The 16,446-nt window shown below is 61.3% G+C and carries 19 protein-coding genes; 5 read left to right on the top strand and 14 right to left on the bottom strand.

Annotation, left to right across the window (positions count from 1 at the left end):
• Nucleotides 1-22: 22 nt before the first annotated feature.
• From hutC to ftsY, 6 genes are all read right to left on the bottom strand, one after another.
• Nucleotides 23-727 (bottom strand): histidine utilization repressor, encoded by a 705-nt coding sequence (gene hutC / locus AB7E19_RS13585; protein ID WP_041212197.1) that lies wholly within the window; start codon nt 725-727, stop codon nt 23-25.
• Between the two features lie 10 nt (nt 728-737).
• On the bottom strand, nt 738-1,397 hold the full coding sequence (gene can, locus AB7E19_RS13580; protein ID WP_010672606.1) for a carbonate dehydratase: 660 nt from the start codon (nt 1,395-1,397) through the stop codon (nt 738-740).
• Between the two features lie 127 nt (nt 1,398-1,524).
• Nucleotides 1,525-2,379 carry an RNA polymerase sigma factor RpoH gene (gene rpoH, locus AB7E19_RS13575; RefSeq protein ID WP_029313526.1) on the bottom strand — a complete coding sequence of 285 codons (855 nt, stop codon included), beginning with the start codon at nt 2,377-2,379 and terminating at the stop codon, nt 1,525-1,527.
• A 452-nt stretch (nt 2,380-2,831) separates the two neighbouring features.
• Nucleotides 2,832-3,785 carry a permease-like cell division protein FtsX gene (ftsX, locus tag AB7E19_RS13570; protein WP_069785479.1) on the bottom strand — a complete coding sequence of 318 codons (954 nt, stop codon included), beginning with the start codon at nt 3,783-3,785 and terminating at the stop codon, nt 2,832-2,834.
• Nucleotides 3,785-4,453, bottom strand: a complete 669-nt coding sequence (ftsE, locus tag AB7E19_RS13565; RefSeq protein WP_010672603.1) for a cell division ATP-binding protein FtsE — start codon at nt 4,451-4,453, stop codon at nt 3,785-3,787. The genes ftsX and ftsE overlap by 1 nt, the downstream gene beginning before the upstream one ends.
• A 222-nt stretch (nt 4,454-4,675) precedes the next feature.
• Nucleotides 4,676-6,526 (bottom strand): signal recognition particle-docking protein FtsY, encoded by a 1,851-nt coding sequence (ftsY, locus tag AB7E19_RS13560; RefSeq protein ID WP_427935599.1) that lies wholly within the window; start codon nt 6,524-6,526, stop codon nt 4,676-4,678.
• 110 nt (nt 6,527-6,636) lie between these two features.
• Between ftsY and rsmD the strand changes: the two genes are divergently transcribed.
• Together rsmD and AB7E19_RS13550 are read left to right on the top strand one after the other, a co-directional pair.
• Nucleotides 6,637-7,266 (top strand): 16S rRNA (guanine(966)-N(2))-methyltransferase RsmD, encoded by a 630-nt coding sequence (gene rsmD / locus AB7E19_RS13555; RefSeq protein ID WP_201887946.1) that lies wholly within the window; start codon nt 6,637-6,639, stop codon nt 7,264-7,266.
• A 108-nt stretch (nt 7,267-7,374) separates the two neighbouring features.
• On the top strand, nt 7,375-7,689 hold the full coding sequence (locus AB7E19_RS13550) for a DUF1145 domain-containing protein (RefSeq protein ID WP_202044502.1): 315 nt from the start codon (nt 7,375-7,377) through the stop codon (nt 7,687-7,689).
• Nucleotides 7,690-7,722: 33 nt separating this feature from the next.
• On the opposite strand, the gene AB7E19_RS13545 is transcribed toward AB7E19_RS13550, so the two are convergent.
• Both AB7E19_RS13545 and fabR read right to left on the bottom strand, forming a co-directional pair.
• Nucleotides 7,723-8,088, bottom strand: coding sequence for a YijD family membrane protein (locus AB7E19_RS13545; protein ID WP_161653186.1), 366 nt, complete (start codon nt 8,086-8,088; stop codon nt 7,723-7,725).
• A gap of 19 nt (nt 8,089-8,107) precedes the next feature.
• A complete protein-coding gene (gene fabR, locus AB7E19_RS13540; protein ID WP_010672598.1) occupies nt 8,108-8,728 on the bottom strand; it encodes an HTH-type transcriptional repressor FabR in 621 nt (206 codons plus the stop codon).
• Between the two features lie 149 nt (nt 8,729-8,877).
• Here fabR and AB7E19_RS13535 point away from each other — a divergent pair, with 149 nt between their 5' ends.
• Nucleotides 8,878-9,996, top strand: a complete 1,119-nt coding sequence (locus tag AB7E19_RS13535) for a fatty acid desaturase (protein ID WP_109422016.1) — start codon at nt 8,878-8,880, stop codon at nt 9,994-9,996.
• A gap of 468 nt (nt 9,997-10,464) precedes the next feature.
• Here AB7E19_RS13535 and AB7E19_RS13530 read toward each other — a convergent pair whose 3' ends face one another.
• Nucleotides 10,465-11,718 (bottom strand): phospholipase D-like domain-containing protein, encoded by a 1,254-nt coding sequence (locus AB7E19_RS13530; RefSeq protein WP_427935595.1) that lies wholly within the window; start codon nt 11,716-11,718, stop codon nt 10,465-10,467.
• A 75-nt stretch (nt 11,719-11,793) separates the two neighbouring features.
• Here AB7E19_RS13530 and AB7E19_RS13525 point away from each other — a divergent pair, with 75 nt between their 5' ends.
• A complete protein-coding gene (locus AB7E19_RS13525) occupies nt 11,794-11,955 on the top strand; it encodes a hypothetical protein (protein ID WP_010672595.1) in 162 nt (53 codons plus the stop codon).
• Between the two features lie 5 nt (nt 11,956-11,960).
• Here the strand turns inward: AB7E19_RS13525 and AB7E19_RS13520 are convergent, their stop codons facing one another.
• The 3 genes from AB7E19_RS13520 to tatA form a co-directional block, all read right to left on the bottom strand.
• On the bottom strand, nt 11,961-13,382 hold the full coding sequence (locus tag AB7E19_RS13520; RefSeq protein ID WP_010672594.1) for a lytic transglycosylase F: 1,422 nt from the start codon (nt 13,380-13,382) through the stop codon (nt 11,961-11,963).
• Nucleotides 13,383-13,598: 216 nt separating this feature from the next.
• Nucleotides 13,599-13,901, bottom strand: a complete 303-nt coding sequence (locus AB7E19_RS13515) for a YfcZ/YiiS family protein (RefSeq protein ID WP_053288055.1) — start codon at nt 13,899-13,901, stop codon at nt 13,599-13,601.
• A gap of 10 nt (nt 13,902-13,911) precedes the next feature.
• A complete protein-coding gene (gene tatA, locus AB7E19_RS13510) occupies nt 13,912-14,076 on the bottom strand; it encodes a twin-arginine translocase TatA/TatE family subunit (protein ID WP_010672592.1) in 165 nt (54 codons plus the stop codon).
• A gap of 292 nt (nt 14,077-14,368) precedes the next feature.
• Between tatA and AB7E19_RS13505 the strand changes: the two genes are divergently transcribed.
• Nucleotides 14,369-15,346, top strand: a complete 978-nt coding sequence (locus AB7E19_RS13505; RefSeq protein WP_010672591.1) for a LysR substrate-binding domain-containing protein — start codon at nt 14,369-14,371, stop codon at nt 15,344-15,346.
• A 60-nt stretch (nt 15,347-15,406) separates the two neighbouring features.
• On the opposite strand, the gene AB7E19_RS13500 is transcribed toward AB7E19_RS13505, so the two are convergent.
• Both AB7E19_RS13500 and AB7E19_RS13495 read right to left on the bottom strand, forming a co-directional pair.
• Complete coding sequence (locus AB7E19_RS13500) at nt 15,407-16,006, bottom strand: YhgN family NAAT transporter (protein WP_010672590.1); 600 nt, start codon at nt 16,004-16,006, stop codon at nt 15,407-15,409.
• A gap of 101 nt (nt 16,007-16,107) precedes the next feature.
• A complete protein-coding gene (locus AB7E19_RS13495) occupies nt 16,108-16,353 on the bottom strand; it encodes a YecH family metal-binding protein (RefSeq protein ID WP_045522984.1) in 246 nt (81 codons plus the stop codon).
• Between the last annotated feature and the right edge of the window lie 93 nt (nt 16,354-16,446).

Here is a 16,446-nt window from a genome sequence, read left to right as displayed (position 1 = left end):
AATGCTTAATTTGTATATACAACTATGCGAGACGCGTCTTGGAGCTCAGCTTGTAGCGGGAACCCGGCGACAACAATCTGGCATAGGAGACCAGACAGCCGTCTGACCAGGTGCGCCGGTGCAGCAGCAGGCAGGGGGTGTCGACCCTCACTTGCAGCAGTCCGGCTTCACCAGCACTCGGCAACACGGCTTCTACCACGTGCTCCATCTCGGAGAGAGGGCAGATCTCCATCAGATAGCTGTTTGGCGTCTGCTGGGTGAAATCCTGCTCGCCATAGCCGGGCAGTCGCTCGGCATCGACGAAGCGCTCCTCCAGTTGCAGCGGCTCCCCATCGGCCTGATGGACGATGAGGCTGTGAAAGGTGGGCGCCCCGACCCGCAGGCCCAGACGCACCGCTACTTTCTCGTCGGCGGCCTGACGTTGCAGCCGGATCACCCGCGCGCTGTACTCGCTGCCCCGCTCGGCGATCTCGTCTGCAATATTGCGAATCGCCAGGAGCGGCGACTCGGTACGCCTGTCGGCCACGAAACTGCCGGATCCGGCGGTGCGCACCAGCCAGCCTTCGGCCACCAGCTCACGCAGCGCCTTGTTCACCGTCATGCGGCTCACGGCAAACTGCTCGCACAGGGCGGCCTCGGTCGGGATCCGGTCGCCCGCCTGATAGTGGCGTTCGCGGATCCCGTCCAGGATGTGCTGCTTTATCTGAAGGTAGAGCGCTGGAGCCACCGGATGGTCCTCAGCGGCGACGGTGGGGCGGACGCATGTCCGGCCAGGCGCGATAGACGTCCGGGATCTGGTCAGGGCCGCTGATGCAGAGATCGAGATCGTGCAGCAGGCCATCCTTGATGCCGTAGATCCAGCCGTGCACCGCCAGCTCCTGCCCCTTGCGCCAGGCATTCTGGATGATGGTGGTGTGGCAGACGTTGGCGACCTGCTCGGCCACGTTCAGCTCGCACAGGTAGTCGAAGCGCTCGTGCTCATCCTCGATGGCTTCGAGCTGTTCGCCGTATTTGAAGTAGACGTCCTTGATGTTGCGCAGCCAGTTGTCGATGAGACCCAGCTCCTGGTTCTGCATCGCAGCCTTGACGCCACCGCAGCCATAGTGGCCGCAGACGATGATGTGCTTCACCTTGAGCACCTCCACCGCGTATTGCAGCACCGAGAGGCAGTTGAAATCGGTGTGCACCACCAGGTTGGCGACGTTGCGGTGGACAAAGACGTCCCCCGGCAAGAGCCCCATCAGCTGGTTGGCGGGAACCCGGCTGTCGGAACAGCCGATCCAGAGGTACTCGGGTGCCTGCTGGGCGGACAGGGTAGCGAAGAAATTGGGATCCTCGGCCTTGATCCGTTCCGCCCACTCGCGGTTGTTGGTAAACAAGTCGTTCAACAGTTTCACTTCTGCTCTCCCTACTGTGGCAGTGGCGGCAACATACCATACACAAGGGTAACCAAGGCAAGGCCGACCAGATCCCCGCAAAACAAAAACAGGGCCATCAGGCCCTGCTTCTTACCGGAGGAGGCCGTCAGGCATCCATGGCATCTTTCAGCTTCTTGAGCGCGTTTTTCTCAAGCTGGCGCACCCGCTCGGCCGAGACGCCGTAAGTATCGGCCAGCTCCTGCAGGGTGGTCTTGCTCTCGTCATCAAGCCAGCGGGCACGGATGATGTGCTGGCTGCGCTCGTCCAGGGTCGCCATGGCCGCACTCAGACGACGGGTGGCATGGCTGTCCCAGTTGTCGTTCTCGATGTTCGCGGCGAGATCGGAAGATTTGTCTTCCAGATAGTGCACCGGCGCGAAGCCACCCTCGTCTTCATCGTCACCGACCAGATCGAAAGCCTGATCGTAATTGCTCATGCGCGCTTCCATCTCGGTGACGTCGGCAGCGGATACCCCGAGGTCGGCAGCCACGGCCTGCACCTCTTCGTGGTTCAGCCAGCCCAGACGCTTCTTGGACTTGCGCAGGTTGAAGAACAGCTTGCGCTGGGCCTTGGTGGTCGCCACCTTGACCATGCGCCAGTTGCGCAACACATATTCGTGGATTTCGGCCTTGATCCAGTGTACGGCGAAGGAGACCAGACGCACGCCCACGCTCGGGTCGAAGCGTTTGACGGCTTTCATCAGGCCGATGTTGCCTTCCTGCACCAGATCGGCCTGAGGCAGGCCATAGCCGGAGTAGCTCTTGGCCACGTGAACGACAAAACGCAGGTGCGACATAACGAGCTGGCGTGCAGCTTCGAGATCGCCATCCTGCTGCAGACGCATCGCCAGTTCGCGCTCTTCCTCTGCGCTCAGCACAGGGATCGAGTTGACGGCCTGGATATAGCCTTCCAGACTGCCTTGCGGAATCAGAGCCATAGTGCGTTGCAATGAAGTTCCCATGTTCTACCTCTTACTTTTCAATCGAATCAGTCTAACACCCTGAGAAGACGTGTCTACCGACCAGGTATCATTCTGCGTGCTGCATCATACATCACCCCAGCATGAACCCGGCCTATCTTAGGCTGACGGCATGAATCATAAATGAACAGTCAAAAAAAAGGGGTCACAGTAAAGGACCCCTGAAAAGTAGCATGCTAAGTCCATTGTTGCGGAGCTCGCAACCTTCACATGCTTGCCAAGTCAGACGAGCAAGGCATAGGGGCCATACCCGTATTCATTCTGCTGCAGTCAATAGACCATTGATAAATCAAAAGGTTCAGAGGATCCACATATGATCCTCGGCGCAGACACCATTCAGATTACTCTGAGAAAGTGGCCCGTGCCAGAAACGGGCCACTCTTTTACTTGATCCAGTTCGCAAAATCCAGCGCTTTAAAATGCTGACAAATTAATCAGGACGGTTCTATGTCGCGAATGTGCCTGTGCACCGAGAACCAGGAGGCGATCAACCCCAGCAGGGCGCCCAGCAGTATGAGATTGAAGCCGTCGAACGCCCCCATCCCCACCAGACGGAAGTTGCTGTTGTAGAGCCCCGCCAGCTCCTTCACCACCCCCTCGCTCCAGATCACCATCACCTCGGTCAGCCACCAGGCCAGCATGCCGCCGATGACCCCGAACCAGATGCCCGTATAGAGGAAGGGACGGTGGATGAAGGCATCGGTCGCGCCCACCAGCTTGAGTACTTCAATCTCGGAACGCTGGTTCAGGATATTCAGGCGCAGGGTGTTGCCCACGATCAGCAACACGGCGGAGAGCAGCAACACCGCGATACCTGTAATGGTGTGGCGCAGCAGGTTCATGATCCCCTGCAACCGGGTCAACCACTGCAGATCCAGCTTGCCCTGCTCGATACCGGGCTCGTTCTCCAGCTTGACGAGCAGCTCGGCGGCCCCTTCGGGATTCTGCCAGCGCGGATCCGGGATCACGCTCAGCACCGGCGGCAGCGGGTTGCTGTCCAGATAATCCAGGGCATCACCGAAACCGGAGATCTCCCGAAATTCCCTGAGCGCCTCGTCACGGTTCATATAAGTGACGGACTCCACCTCCGGATAGAGCAGGATCCGCTGCTTCATGTCGAGGATGCTCTGCTCCGGCAGATCCTTGCGCAGATAGAGAGAGATCTGGGAGCTGGTCTGCCAGCTCCCCTCTACCACTTCGGCATTCTTCAGCAATACGTGGAAACAGGAAGGCAGCGCCAGACTCACGCCAAGCACCGCCAGGGTCATCAGGGAGGCGAGCGGGTTGCGCCACAGCTCACCCAGGCTGGCAAAGGCCTGACGCACATGATCCACACCATACATCATCAAACGACGCAACGGCGGCTGTTTATGACGAACAATAGCCATCAGCGATCCTCCCCGGACGAATACATGCGACCCGCCTTGAGGGTCAGGGTGCGGTAGCGCATCCGGGCGATCAGCCCCAGATCGTGAGTGGCAATCAGCACAGAGACGCCGAAGCGGTTGAACTCCTCGAACAGACGCATGATGTCCATGGAAAGCTGGGGATCCAGGTTGCCGGTCGGCTCGTCCGCCAGCAGCAGCGGTGGTTTGTTGACGATGGCGCGGGCGATGCCGACCCGTTGCTGCTCACCACCGGAGAGCATGCGAGGCTGGTAACGCTCCTTGCCGAGCAGCCCGACCTTGTCCAGCGCCGCCGCCACCCGCTTGTTGATGTCCCCATGGCTGTAGCCATCGATCACCAGGGGCAGGGCGACGTTGTCGAACACGGTACGATCCATCAACAGGCGGTGATCCTGGAAGATCATGCCGATCTGGCGGCGCACGTAGGGGATCTGACTGCGCTGGATGTGGCTGACGTCATCGCCGTGGAAGAAGACGCGGCCGTCGGTCGGTCGTTCCATCACGCTGATGAGCTTGAGGAGGGTACTCTTGCCCGCCCCCGAATGGCCGGTCAGGAAGGCCATCTCCCCCTTGCGCAGGTGAAAACTGACCTTTTGCAGCGCTTGATGACCGCCACTGTAGACCTTGCTGACCTTGTCAAAACGAATCATAACGGTTCCCTGAGATTGACAAACCCCGACCGGGATAAAGCATGGGGCGCTCACTCCCCCGTACCGGCACAACACCTGGATGACAACACCGGTCACAACCATGCCACATGTCATCCTTGTCCGGATGAGCCATGCCTGTGCCCTCATAGTGACATACCCCGACCGGAGTCGGGGTATGGAACACATGCTTGTCACGGCCGGGCCGGCTCATGTCAGCCGGATTTATTCTTCGCGGCTGAAGAGCGCCTCGATGAAGTCGTTGGCGACGAACGGGCGCAGATCGTCGATCCCCTCGCCCACCCCGATGTAGCGGATCGGGATCTGGAACTTGTCGGCCACCGCGAAGATGACGCCACCCTTGGCGGTACCGTCCAGCTTGGTGAGGGTGATGCCGGTCAGGCCCACCGCCTCGCTGAACAGCTTGGCCTGGCTCAATGCGTTCTGGCCGGTGCCTGCGTCCAGGGTAAGCATGATCTCGTGGGGCGCCGTATCGTCCAGCTTCTTCATCACCCGCACCACCTTCTTGAGCTCCTCCATCAGGTTGCTCTTGTTCTGCAGGCGGCCGGCGGTATCGGCGATCAGCACGTCAGCCCCGCGGGAGCGGGCAGCCTCGATGGCGTCATAGATGACGGAGGCGGAGTCGGCACCGGTGTGCTGGGCAATCACCGGAATGTTGTTGCGCTGACCCCACACCTGCAGCTGCTCGACCGCAGCGGCACGGAAGGTATCGCCAGCGGCCAGCATCACGCTCTTGCCCTCGGCCTGGAACTGTTTGGCCAGCTTGCCGATGGTGGTGGTCTTGCCGACGCCGTTCACACCGACCATCAGGATGACGTAAGGCTTCTTGCTGGTGTCGATCACCAGGGGCTGCTCGACCTTGGCCAGCATCTCGCCCATGTCCTGTTTGAGCAGACCGTAGAGCGCCTCGGCATCCTTGAGCTGCTTGCGGTCCGCGTGCTGTACCAGCCCCTCGATGATGCGGGTGGTGGTGTCGACGCCAAGATCGGCGGTCAGCAGCTGGGTCTCCAGCTCTTCGAACAGATCGTCATCGATCTTCTTGCCGCTGAACAGGCCGAAGAAACCGGAACCGATATTCTCCCTGGTACGCACCAGGCTGCGCTTGAGGCGGGCAAAGAAGCCCTCCCGCTGCGGCTTCTCCTGAGTGACGTCGTCCACCTTGTCTGCCAGCGGCAGAGCGGCCAGCGCGGCGGCCTCAGCCTCCATCGCGGCGACCAGACGCAAATCTTCCGCTCGCTGGGCCTCTTTGGCGACACGGGCTTCCTCGGCAGCCTGAGCTTCGGCGGCAACACGGGCTTCTTCCGCAGCGCGAGCCTCGGCGGCAATACGGGCTTCTTCCGCGGCACGGGCTTCGGCAGCGATGCGAGCCTCTTCTGCAGCGCGAGCCTCGGCGGCAACACGGGCCTCTTCTGCGGCGCGGGCTTCGGCGGCGATGCGAGCCTCTTCCGCAGCGCGGGCCTCGGCGGCAATACGCGTCTCTTCTGCGGCGCGTGCCTCGGCGGCAATACGGGCTTCTTCTGCGGCGCGGGCCTCGGCGGCAACACGGGCCTCTTCTGCGGCGCGAGCCTCGGCGGCAACACGGGCCTCTTCTGCGGCGCAGGCCTCGGCAGCAATACGGGCTTCTTCTGCGGCGCGGGCTTCGGTAGCGATGCGAGCCTCTTCTGCGGCGCAGGCTTCGGCGGCAATACGGGCTTCTTCTGCGGCGCGAGCCTCTGCGGCAATACGGGCCTCTTCCAAAGCGCGGGCTTCGGCGGCGACAATGGCTTCTTCTGCGACCTGAGCTTCGGTTGAGATCAAGGCCTCATTGACGATGACGGGCTCAAGCTCGCCCTCCGGCTCTTCCACAACCAGGGGGCCTTCGTCAGGGCCGCTCAGCGGCGCTTCGGGCTTGGCGGTAGGGGCATCAGCCGGGGCAACATCGGCGACAGGCGCGGGAACAGCGGCGGCCTCCGACTCGACGACCGCCGGGGTAGCGTCGGGCGCCTGCGATGGAACGGCCTCAGCCTCTTCTTTCTTGCGGCCGAAACCCAGCCAGGAAAACAAACCTTTTGCCATCTAAAAATACTCACATCAAAGGCTGACTGCTAAGATAGCCGTCCCTCGGCGGGTCGGCATAAAAATGAACCGCCTTATACTATCACTTTATTTTCTGACGACGAAACGCGATGCCCAGAGTGAAATCCAGCCGTAACAGCCCGAGCAAGAGCCCGGCCCCCCAGGGGCGAGCGGGCGTGGTACGAATCATCAGCGGTCAATGGAAGGGGCGCAAACTCCCCGTCAGGGATGTGGAAGGGCTCAGACCCACCACGGATCGCGTCAAGGAGACCATCTTCAACTGGCTGGCTCCCCACGTGCGCGGTACCCGCTGCCTGGATCTGTTCGCCGGCAGCGGCGGGCTGGGGCTGGAAGCCTTGTCCCGCTATGCCGAACAGGTCACCCTGATCGAGATGGACAGAGGCGCCGCCGACCAGCTCAAGAAGAACCTGACGACCCTGGGCAGCAGCCAGGGGCAGGTGATCCAGGCTGATGCCGTGAGCTGGCTGCAAGGCCCGGCCACGCCGTTCGATCTGGTCTTTCTGGACCCACCGTTTCGTCGCGAGCTGCTGCCCCAGGTGTGCGAGCTGCTCGAGCAGCGCGGCTGGCTGGCATCCGATGCCCTCATCTATCTGGAGCGGGAAAAAGAGATGGCCGATCTGACGCTGCCCGCAAGCTGGAAACTACTCAAGGACAAGCAGGCTGGTCAGGTCTGCTATCAGCTCTATCTGCGGGACACCAAGCATGACGCTGCTGTTTAAAGGGGAGATGGGCACAGTCCCCTTCTCCGTCAATTTGGACAACGGCTCAAGGACAAGCAGGTCGATCACATCAGGCCTGCTATCAACTCTATGTACGGGAGGTAAACGATGAAGCGGGTGTTTAATCTGTTGGCGATGGGGGTGCTGCTGTTCTTCTGGTTCGGTGTGGCACTCGCCCTGCTGGGCACCCTGCCGGGCAAACTGAACGGCTTTCTGCCGGTGTGCGGCGTCATCGTGATATTGATGCACTGGGTACAGGCCAGCATGATCAAGGCGGCATGCAAACCCTACTTCGCGGTCACTCGTCTCGAATTCACCCAGGTGCTGATCTTCGGGGTGTTCGGCATGATGGATATCCGCACCAAGCTGCAGGCCATCATAGACGCCAGGAAGCAGGGAGAGATCCCCCCCAGGGCCGACTAGGCCACCCCCGGCCCGACCAGAAGGAGTGATTCGTCACTCCTTCTGCGTTTTTCCAAGGCTGATTCCCAGCTTGATGGAGAGAGCGGCGAGCAGCAGCAGCATGGCAATGAGGGAGAAGAAGTTGCTGCCAAGCTCGGGGTACTGCACCTTGACCAGGGCAGAATGGCCGAACACGCCGATAAAGAAGCAGAGCAGAATGCAGCTGGGTGTGTTGCCCACCATGGGCTCATGGCGATAGTGCTGATAGAGCTGGCTGGCCGCCAGCAACAGGGCGATGAGGGGGTAGAAGGAGAAGGGGACGACCGGCTCCGTCAAGGCCGACAGGAAGGCATCGCCACAGATACCGATCAGCAGGGCCAGCACCAGGGGCTTCTTCGGAATCGCGTTCGGTTCATGCATGAGGCTGTCCATCCTTGCGTTATGTGAGAGATTCGTGGCGCTTGCGGTTCTGCACCTCGGCGCCCATGGCGATCATCCGCAGCTGGCTGATGGTGCGCTCCGACAGTGCCTTGCACTCTTCCGGGGTCATGTCGAGGGCGTCTGCACCAGCGCTGAAGACAATGGTCACCATGGCCTCGGCCTGGATATAGGCCTCTTCCCGTGGCGCCTGCGTGGTGGCTTCCAGATAATCGGTCAGCTCGGCGATGAAGTGCTGGATCTCCCGGGCCACCGCCTGACGGAACGCAGCCGAGGTGCCGGAGCGCTCACGCAGCAGCAGCCGGAAGATGTTCGGGTTGTTTTCGACGAATTCCATGAAGGTCTGCACCGAGGTGCTGATGACGCTGCCACCACCGGCAATGCGCTGGCGCGCCTGGCGCATCAGTTGGCGCAGGGTCAGCCCTCCCTCGTCCACCAGCGTCAGCCCCAGCTCTTCCATGTCCCGAAAGTGGCGATAGAAGGAGGTCGGCGCTATGCCCGCCTCTCTGGCCACTTCCCGCAGGCTGAGGTTGGAGAAACTGCGGTTGGCGCAGAGTTGACTGAACGCCGCCTCGATCAGCGTACGCCGGGTTTTTTCTTTTTGTTGCGCGCGAATACCCACGAAAACAGTCACCTTGAGATTAGCGAGGCCAGATGATAACCCGAAGGCAGGGCCGGGATCAGGTTTGTCTCCGACTTTTTTACCATTGACCCGCATTCCGGCTCAATGGAGAATAGTGAACAGCTGTTCGCTGAAAGGAGCCGAGTGAAATGGACCGCCCCCCGATCATCATGACCAACACCCTGCTGTTCGCCCTCTCCGGGCTGACGGCACTGATAGCGGTCCCCTGGTATGGACTGAGCCAGGGCTACGACCTATGGCAGTGGCTCTGCTTCCTGCTGCTGTTCTGCTATTGCGGCATCTCCATCACCGCCGGCTACCACAGGCTCTGGTCCCACAAGGCCTACAAGGCACACCCGGCCCTGCAATGGGTCTTCGCCATCGGAGGCGCGCTCGCCCTGCAGAACTCGGCGCTGCACTGGTCCTCGGATCATCGTCGCCACCACCGCCACGTGGATGACAACCAGAAGGATCCCTACAGTGCGGGTCGCGGCTTCTGGTACTCCCACATCGGCTGGATGCTGCGGGAATACCAGCGCGATACCTACCACGACTACAGCAATGTGCGCGACCTGCAAAACAACCCCGTGGTCGCATTCCAGCACAGGCACTATCTGGCCCTGGCTCTGGTCACCAACATCGGCATTCCGCTGCTGCTCGGCCTCTTGCACGGGGATCTGCTCGGCATGATGCTGCTGGCCGGGGTGCTGCGCATGGTGATGACCCATCACACCACCTTCTTCATCAACTCCCTGGCCCACATCTGGGGCAGCCAGCCGTTCACGGATCGCAACAGCGCCCGGGACAACGGCATCCTGGCCTTCTTCACCTTTGGCGAGGGCTATCACAACTTCCATCACCTGTTCGAGAACGACTACCGCAACGGCATCCAGTGGTGGCAGTTCGATCCCACCAAGTGGCTGATCCGCACCGCCGCCTGGTGCGGGCTCGCCAAAGACCTGAGATCCTGCCCGGAGGAACGCATCGAACAGGCCAGGCTGGAGATGCAGCTCAAGCGCGCCCAGGCCAGAGTGCACAAGCAGGATGACAGGGAACGCTGGCAGGCACTGCTGCAGGAGGAGTACGACAAGCTGAGCCTGCAGATCCAGCACTACTATGCCAGCCGCAAGTCACTGCTGGAGCAGCGCAAGCGCACAGCCCTCGCACGCTACGACAGGCTCAGGCTGCAACTGGAGTACCGCACATTGCGAGACGGTTTCCTCGTTGCCAAGCGCAACTGGAGTCGTCTGCTGGCGGGCCTCGCCTGATCGCCGAGACATCACGCAAAAGACCGCCAGCAGGCGGTCTTTTTGATTGGGCAAACGGACGGCAGGCATAAAAAAATGGGGCAACATTCGCATGTCACCCCCTCGCAAATAGCATGTTCCATATTGGGCTCCCGCAACCACGGGGTCTGTCTGGCATCACGGGTTTCCGCTCCCGATCTGCCTCGCCTGCCGGAGCAATCCGGTTGGCCCATTTCCCCTGTTGCCGTCACCCACACGGCAGACCAGCCACCGTGTTTGTCCTTGCACTCGAGATACTACGCAGTTAAATAAAATAAAAAACCGTTCTACACGCACCTCTATGCAGTCGAGGAGCCTGGATTGTTACGGCGCCCTTAATATAAATCGATTAAAAACAATACGATGCAATCCAGTCCCGTTTTTGGATGGCAAACGTTATCCTCGAAGACGCACAAGGCTTTGCGAGATCTCGCACAAGGCGGATCCCACTCACAACCAACGATGCAAAGGTAACCAATCGCTCAATTGCGCCAGCAGGCGCCGCCATGCAGAGGGGGACGCCGCCACCGGGTGCACGGCCTGCTGCAACCAGCCATCAATGAGTTGCTGCAACTCGTCGCACAACCTCGGGCTATGGAGGTGCAGCATCAACTCGGTGTTGAGCATCAGGGAGCGGGGATCCAGGTTGAAACTGCCGAGCAGCGCCTCCTCCTTCCCCATCAGGATCAGCTTGGCATGCAGACTGAACGCCTCCGTCGTCAGCTCGAACAGGTTGACCCCCTGACGCTCGAGCCAGGGGCGGTGACGTCGATAGGCGCCATAGACCAGGGGCACGTCCGTGCTGGCCAGGGAGTTGGTCAGGATCTCGATGTCGACCCCCTGCCGTCGCTGCCCCTTGAGCCGGCGACGCAGCCCCCGTGTCAGGATCAGGTAAGGGCTCACCAACCTCAGGGCCCCCTGATTGCTCGCCAGCATGCGTCCCAGCCGGGGCGCCGTGGTCGGCCGGGCGACCAGTCCCTTGCCGGGGCGATCGAACCAGCACTGCCCTCGCCCGGGATGCCAGCAAAGGGGAACGGAGCACTCATCAAACAGAGTGGCCGGCAGATCATAGGCGGCCGCCATGGCGGGGTCGGTCAGGGTCAGCAGGAAATCGTTCAGGGCCCGGGTTTCGGCTGGCAGCAAGGGGCGTCTCAACAGGCGACGGACCGGGTGGCTCCAGCGACTGTGCCAGAACAGCGCGAATCCCTGCTCGGCCTGCTGACAGAGGGGGCCGCGGCAGACCAGATCCAGGTCGATGAAGTGAGGCGGCATCCCCAGCCCGAAGTAACGATCACCAATATTGCGCCCGCCGATCACCGCCTGGCTGCCATCCACCAGCAGCAGCTTGTTGTGCATCCGGTGATTGATGCGGCGAAAGCTCAGCACCCCTTCCAGCAGCAAGGTAAGGGGACGCCAGCCCCGCAGCCAGAAGGGGTTGAACAGGCGCACCTCGATGCCCGGTTCCGCCGCCACCGCCTCCAGAAAGCGGTTCTCCCCGCCGTAGAGATCATCGATGAGCAGTTGCACTACCACTCCGCGCCGGGCCGCCCGCACCAGCTCCGCCAGCAGCAGCTTGCCGCTGCCGTCCTCTTCCCAGCTGTAATACTGGGCGAGGATCCGGTGGCGAGCCTGGCGGATCAACTGGCATCGGGCCTTCAGGGCGGCGCCGGGATCGGCGAGCAAGGCAAAGTCGGCGGGGATCAAGGGTCATCTCCCTGTCATCTGGTGGTGGCATAACCCAGACAACCGCCCCGATAGCCCAGTGTCAAGGAGCCGATGATGGAACTGCGCGACCACCCCTCCCTCAGTCAGAGACCTCATGCCAGCCAACCGGATCCCACCCCGGCCAGGCTGTTGATGCCCTGGTACCAGCAGCACCGGGATCTGGGCTGGGAACCCCTTGCGCAGCATCACGAGGATCCCCTCCCCGGCCAGCATTGACAGGCTCAGGGCTGCACCGCCTCGATGGCCTCTGACTTGCCCTCCAGCTGGGGCAGGCTGAAACGGTAAGCCACGTAGTATTTGTAGATGGTGCCAACGTAGTTGATGGGCCCCTGGCCCACGTCGTTGGCCACCAGCTGCTCCACATTGCCGAACCAGACGTTCGGATCCAGCCCCTTGTCGGCCGCCTTGGCCTGCAATGCCTGGACCCGGTTCGGACCCGCATTGTAGGCGGCCAGGGCGAACAGATGGCGATTGAGCCTGTCCATCCCGGGATCATTGAAGTAGGTGTCCAGGATGAGTCGCATGTAGCGACAGGCCGCCTCCACATTGCCCTCCAGACTGGTGAGTCTGGCACCGCGGATCCCCACCTCCTTGCCGGTGCTCGGCAGCAGTTGCATGATGCCGACGGCCCCCCGGTGAGAGCCGACATTGGGATTGAGCCCCGACTCCTTGTAAGCCAGCGCGGCCAGCATCAGCCAGTCCAGCTGATACTTGTCCGCCTGAGCCTCCAGTACCTTGCGAATGGTCGACAGTCGCCCCAGCGGATCCGGCGCCAGTATGTTGCTCATGCGGTCGCTCTGCGCCAGCAGGCGGCGCAATGTCATGTCACTGTAGAGGGTCCGCTTGCTCGACTCCGAGATGTAGGCGTTCACCGCCTTGAGCAGCTCCGGGCTGTTGTTGCGCAGGGCCCAGGCGCTGCGCCCCTTGTCCCGCAGCGGTATCAGCCTGTGGGCCTTGAGACCGCCAATCATGTCGAGCCAGATCCGCCCCTTGAAGCTGTCGGTGACCGTCAGCGGAATGATCCCGGCTGACACCATCTCCAGCAGGTCCCCGTCCTGCAGGTATTCGGGAACCGTCTCGATGTAGACCGGGGGCAACCCCAGCTCCCGAAACAGCCAGTTGAGCTGGTGCAGGCTCTCGAAATAACTGGAGCTGGCGCGCACCCAGATCCGCCGGCCGGACAGCTGGGTGATGCGATTGAAGGCAGGGAGCTCCCGCTGGCTCACCACCCACTCCTCGATGGGGGCGATCAGCGGCTGGGAGAAGGTCACCTGCTCGCGCCGGGTGGGGGTGACCGTCAGGTTGGCGGCCACCAGATCCCCGCGCCCCTCGGCCAGATAGTCCAGCAGCTTGTCCTGGCGCACCGGGATATAAATGATCTTGAGCTTGAGCTTCTCCTTGGCCAGGTAGGTCTGGTTCAACCAGCGCTCGAATCCCTGAAGCTGATTGACCAGGATGCCGTACTGGGCTCCCTTGTCGAAAAAGAAAAACCCCCGCTCATAGACCACCAGGGCCCTGAGCTCTTTTTTTTGCAGGATGTGTTCGAGATCACCGGCCTGGGGCAGCAACTGCGGCTTGAGATCCGCCGCCAGCAAAGGGAGAGAGCAGAGAGCCAGCAGGGCCCAGATCCATCGCCGCATCATGATTTAACCACCTCGCTGTGGGCCGGTGCGCACCGTCGGGTCTGTCAGAGAAGGCGCCTGCGCCAAGTCATGGGGCGTCGCGGGATCTTCTGCCGATCGGCGCATGCCGGACGGAAAACGGATCGTCCGTGGGATAACTCACTATACAACGCAAAGGGAGGGAAAAAGCGAGGGGCAGAGCAAGACGGCAGGCAAGCCTGCCGTGTCATCACGATCTCAGAGGGAGCGGGCGCGCATCTCGAAGATCAGCTTCTCGGCGGTGCAGGTGAATTGCAGGCGGGCCTTCAGGATCACGCCATCCGGGCCCCGGCTCAGCTCGCTGCTGCTTTTGGCGTCGGCAGTGACCTGCTTGGCCAGCGCCTCGTAAGCTGCAAATTTCTCACGGGCGTCGGCTTCTGCAGCGGCCTCGATCACCAGCTCCATGACGTCGTCACCTTCGCCGATGATGGTGCCGATTTCGGCAAAACAGCCACAACTGTCACAGGTCTCGTTCAGTTCCACTTTCTCGTCTACAGACATACGTTCACTCCTACTTATTCCGGATATTGTCATCGTCGCGCAAGGCGTTGCGAAAATCCCTGATGGCAGTGCCCAGATCCTCACCGGCGCCAGCCAGGCGTTTGCTGCCAAACACCACGACGACGACCACGAGCAGGATCAGCAGATGCCAGATATGAATGCCACCCAGTCCCATAGGGAGACTCCTGACTGTTAGATACCTGGAGGTTGTATCAAAAGAAAGCGTATCGATTGTTGGGCAAAATCAAGGCAGGTGCAAGTTGGCGAAAAAATCGCGCAAAAACGGCGACGAGGCGCAAAAAAATACGGCGACCATGGGCCGCCGTATGAGTCGGTGCTACTTGTCCCCTCAACCGCTACATCCTGTACCAGCCGCCACCAGGGCGAGAGACCCGACGAGCATAGGATCGCCAAGATATGAAAACAAATGGTATATATTCATCTAGGAATTGAAGAGGATTCATATCATGTTGCTGGAGCAGCTTGCACGCATAGACCTTAATTTGTTGATAATCCTGCAAGTCTTGCTGGAAGAGCGCAACGGCAGCCGGGCTGCACGCCGTTTGCACCTGAGCCAGTCCGCCGTCAGCAAGGCCCTCGGACGGTTGCGGGAGACCTTTGACGATCCCCTGTTCGTGCGCTCGGCCTACGGGATGGATCCCACTCCCCGCGCCCTGGATCTCCAGCAGCAACTACAACCCATACTGCTCTCCCTGGACAACCTGATCCAGCCGCCGGACTTCGATCCCGCCAGCACGGAGCGGGAATTCGTCATTGCCAGCATGGACAGCGCCTTCACCCTGTTTGCCCCCCTCTACCTGAGCGAACTGAAGCGTCAGGCCCCTGGCATCCGCCTGCGCTACGAGGAGTGGACCGAGCACAGCCTGACCGAGATGAGCCAGGGCCAGGTGGATATCGCCTTCACGGTGCGGGAGAACTGCATCAATTCGGATTTTCGCCTCGACACCCTGCCCAACGCCATCTGCCAGCGGTTGCTCACCATCGACGATCTCACCTGCCTGGTGCAGCGGGATCACCCTGCCTTGCAGGAGCCCGAGTGGGATCTCGCCCGTTACCTCGCCTACCCCCACGTGCAGACCTACTGCGAGGGGCGGGATCGCTGGATGCTGGATCACAAGCTGGCGGAGCAGGATCTCTATCGCCGGATCGAGGCGACCGTGCCCTCCTTCGAGGCGGCCCTGCGCATGGGCATGCACTCGGACATGATAGTGACCCTCTCCCGCCTCTACGCCCGCCACGCCACCCAGGTCTATCCCCTGGTGCCGCTGCCGCTGCCCATCGCCCTGGACAGCATCTCCCACCTGCTCATCTGGCATCAGCGCCACGAGGAGGATCCGGGCCACCGCTGGCTGCGGGAGACCCTGCTCGCCCTCATCATGGGCAAGCTGGAAACCTCGGCGGACGGCCCGGCCGCTGCCGCCTGACGCGCAAAAAAAACGGGGCTCAAGAAGCCCCGTTTCACGTTGACATCAGCATTCGCCCCGTCAGTTCTGACCCGTCACCGCCAGATAGTGGTGTACCCCGTCCAGCAGCATCTGCACCGAGATCATCACCAGCAGCATGCCCATCAGCCGCTCCACCGCGGTGAGTCCTCGCTCACCCAGCAGCTTGTTGAACAGCTCGTAGAACATCAGGATCACGGCGCTGGCCCCCCAGGCCATCAGCAGGGCCAATGACCAGTCCACCATCCGGGTCGGCTCCTGGTTGGCCAGAAGCAGCAGGGAAGCCAGGATGGAGGGGCCCGCAATCATGGGGATGGCCATGGGCACCAGGAAGGGCTCCTCCCCCGCCGCCAGCCCGGTCACGCCACCGGGGCTCGGGAAGATCATCTTGATGGCGATGAGGAAGAGGATGATGCCCCCCGCGATGCTGACCGCCTCCTGACGCAGGTTGAGGAAGCTCAGGATCTGCTGACCGGCGAACAGGAAGCCCATCATGATCACCAGCGAAAACAACAGCTCCCGCAGCATTACCTTGCGTCGACGCTTGGGGTCGACATGGCGCAGGATGGAGAGGAAGACCGGCAGGTTGCCCAGCGGATCCATGATCAGAAACAGCATGACGGCAGCGGAGAATGTGTCCATAGAGCGCCCGGGCAGAACCTTTCAACAAGAGGGGAAGGAGGGCGAAATATAACAAAGGTGGCGGGATTCGGCGAGGGCCCCACCGCGCTCGCCACTGGCGATCATCCGTGGTTGCAGATCTTGTCGGCGCGGGTCTGGAACCCTGACTCCGAGTCGATGAACTTGCCGCGCCTGGCCAGGAAGTCGATCAGGGCGTCAGCGTCCATCTCGCTGGCGCTGCAGGTGTGGAACCGGGCCTCGGCACCGAAGCGCGAGGCGATCGCCGCCCTGAGGCTGGCCCGGGTAAACGGACTCTCCTGCTCCAGCATCATCTCCATCACTTCGTGACCGTGTATCGATTGGGGCATCTCAAACCTCTTTAATCATCATGTCAGATGACAATTAAAGCCCGAAGCCCGGAGAGGGTTCTTGATATAGGCCAACAAAACGCCTTTTTTAAC

It is taken from the genome of Aeromonas sp. (genome assembly GCF_050252055.1).
GTDB classification, from domain to species: Bacteria; Pseudomonadota; Gammaproteobacteria; order Enterobacterales; family Aeromonadaceae; genus Aeromonas; species Aeromonas caviae.
This window is presented reverse-complemented; position numbering and strand designations above follow the sequence as displayed.

Excerpts from the sequence above, each read along its gene's own strand:
- AB7E19_RS13550 (WP_202044502.1), top strand. The coding sequence starts at position 7,375 with ATGAAGCGGGTGTTTAATCTGTTGGCGATGGGGGTGCTGCTGTTCTTC.
- rpoH (WP_029313526.1), bottom strand. The coding sequence starts at position 2,379 with ATGGGAACTTCATTGCAACGCACTATGGCTCTGATTCCGCAAGGCAGT.
- AB7E19_RS13500 (WP_010672590.1), bottom strand. The coding sequence starts at position 16,006 with ATGGACACATTCTCCGCTGCCGTCATGCTGTTTCTGATCATGGATCCG.
- AB7E19_RS13515 (WP_053288055.1), bottom strand. The coding sequence starts at position 13,901 with ATGTCTGTAGACGAGAAAGTGGAACTGAACGAGACCTGTGACAGTTGT.
- ftsE (WP_010672603.1), bottom strand. The coding sequence starts at position 4,453 with ATGATTCGTTTTGACAAGGTCAGCAAGGTCTACAGTGGCGGTCATCAA.
- rsmD (WP_201887946.1), top strand. The coding sequence starts at position 6,637 with ATGCCCAGAGTGAAATCCAGCCGTAACAGCCCGAGCAAGAGCCCGGCC.
- ftsY (WP_427935599.1), bottom strand. The coding sequence starts at position 6,526 with ATGGCAAAAGGTTTGTTTTCCTGGCTGGGTTTCGGCCGCAAGAAAGAA.
- ftsX (WP_069785479.1), bottom strand. The coding sequence starts at position 3,785 with ATGGCTATTGTTCGTCATAAACAGCCGCCGTTGCGTCGTTTGATGATG.
- tatA (WP_010672592.1), bottom strand. The coding sequence starts at position 14,076 with ATGGGACTGGGTGGCATTCATATCTGGCATCTGCTGATCCTGCTCGTG.
- AB7E19_RS13505 (WP_010672591.1), top strand. The coding sequence starts at position 14,369 with ATGTTGCTGGAGCAGCTTGCACGCATAGACCTTAATTTGTTGATAATC.
- AB7E19_RS13495 (WP_045522984.1), bottom strand. The coding sequence starts at position 16,353 with ATGCCCCAATCGATACACGGTCACGAAGTGATGGAGATGATGCTGGAG.
- AB7E19_RS13535 (WP_109422016.1), top strand. The coding sequence starts at position 8,878 with ATGGACCGCCCCCCGATCATCATGACCAACACCCTGCTGTTCGCCCTC.
- AB7E19_RS13520 (WP_010672594.1), bottom strand. The coding sequence starts at position 13,382 with ATGATGCGGCGATGGATCTGGGCCCTGCTGGCTCTCTGCTCTCTCCCT.
- AB7E19_RS13545 (WP_161653186.1), bottom strand. The coding sequence starts at position 8,088 with ATGCATGAACCGAACGCGATTCCGAAGAAGCCCCTGGTGCTGGCCCTG.
- AB7E19_RS13525 (WP_010672595.1), top strand. The coding sequence starts at position 11,794 with ATGGAACTGCGCGACCACCCCTCCCTCAGTCAGAGACCTCATGCCAGC.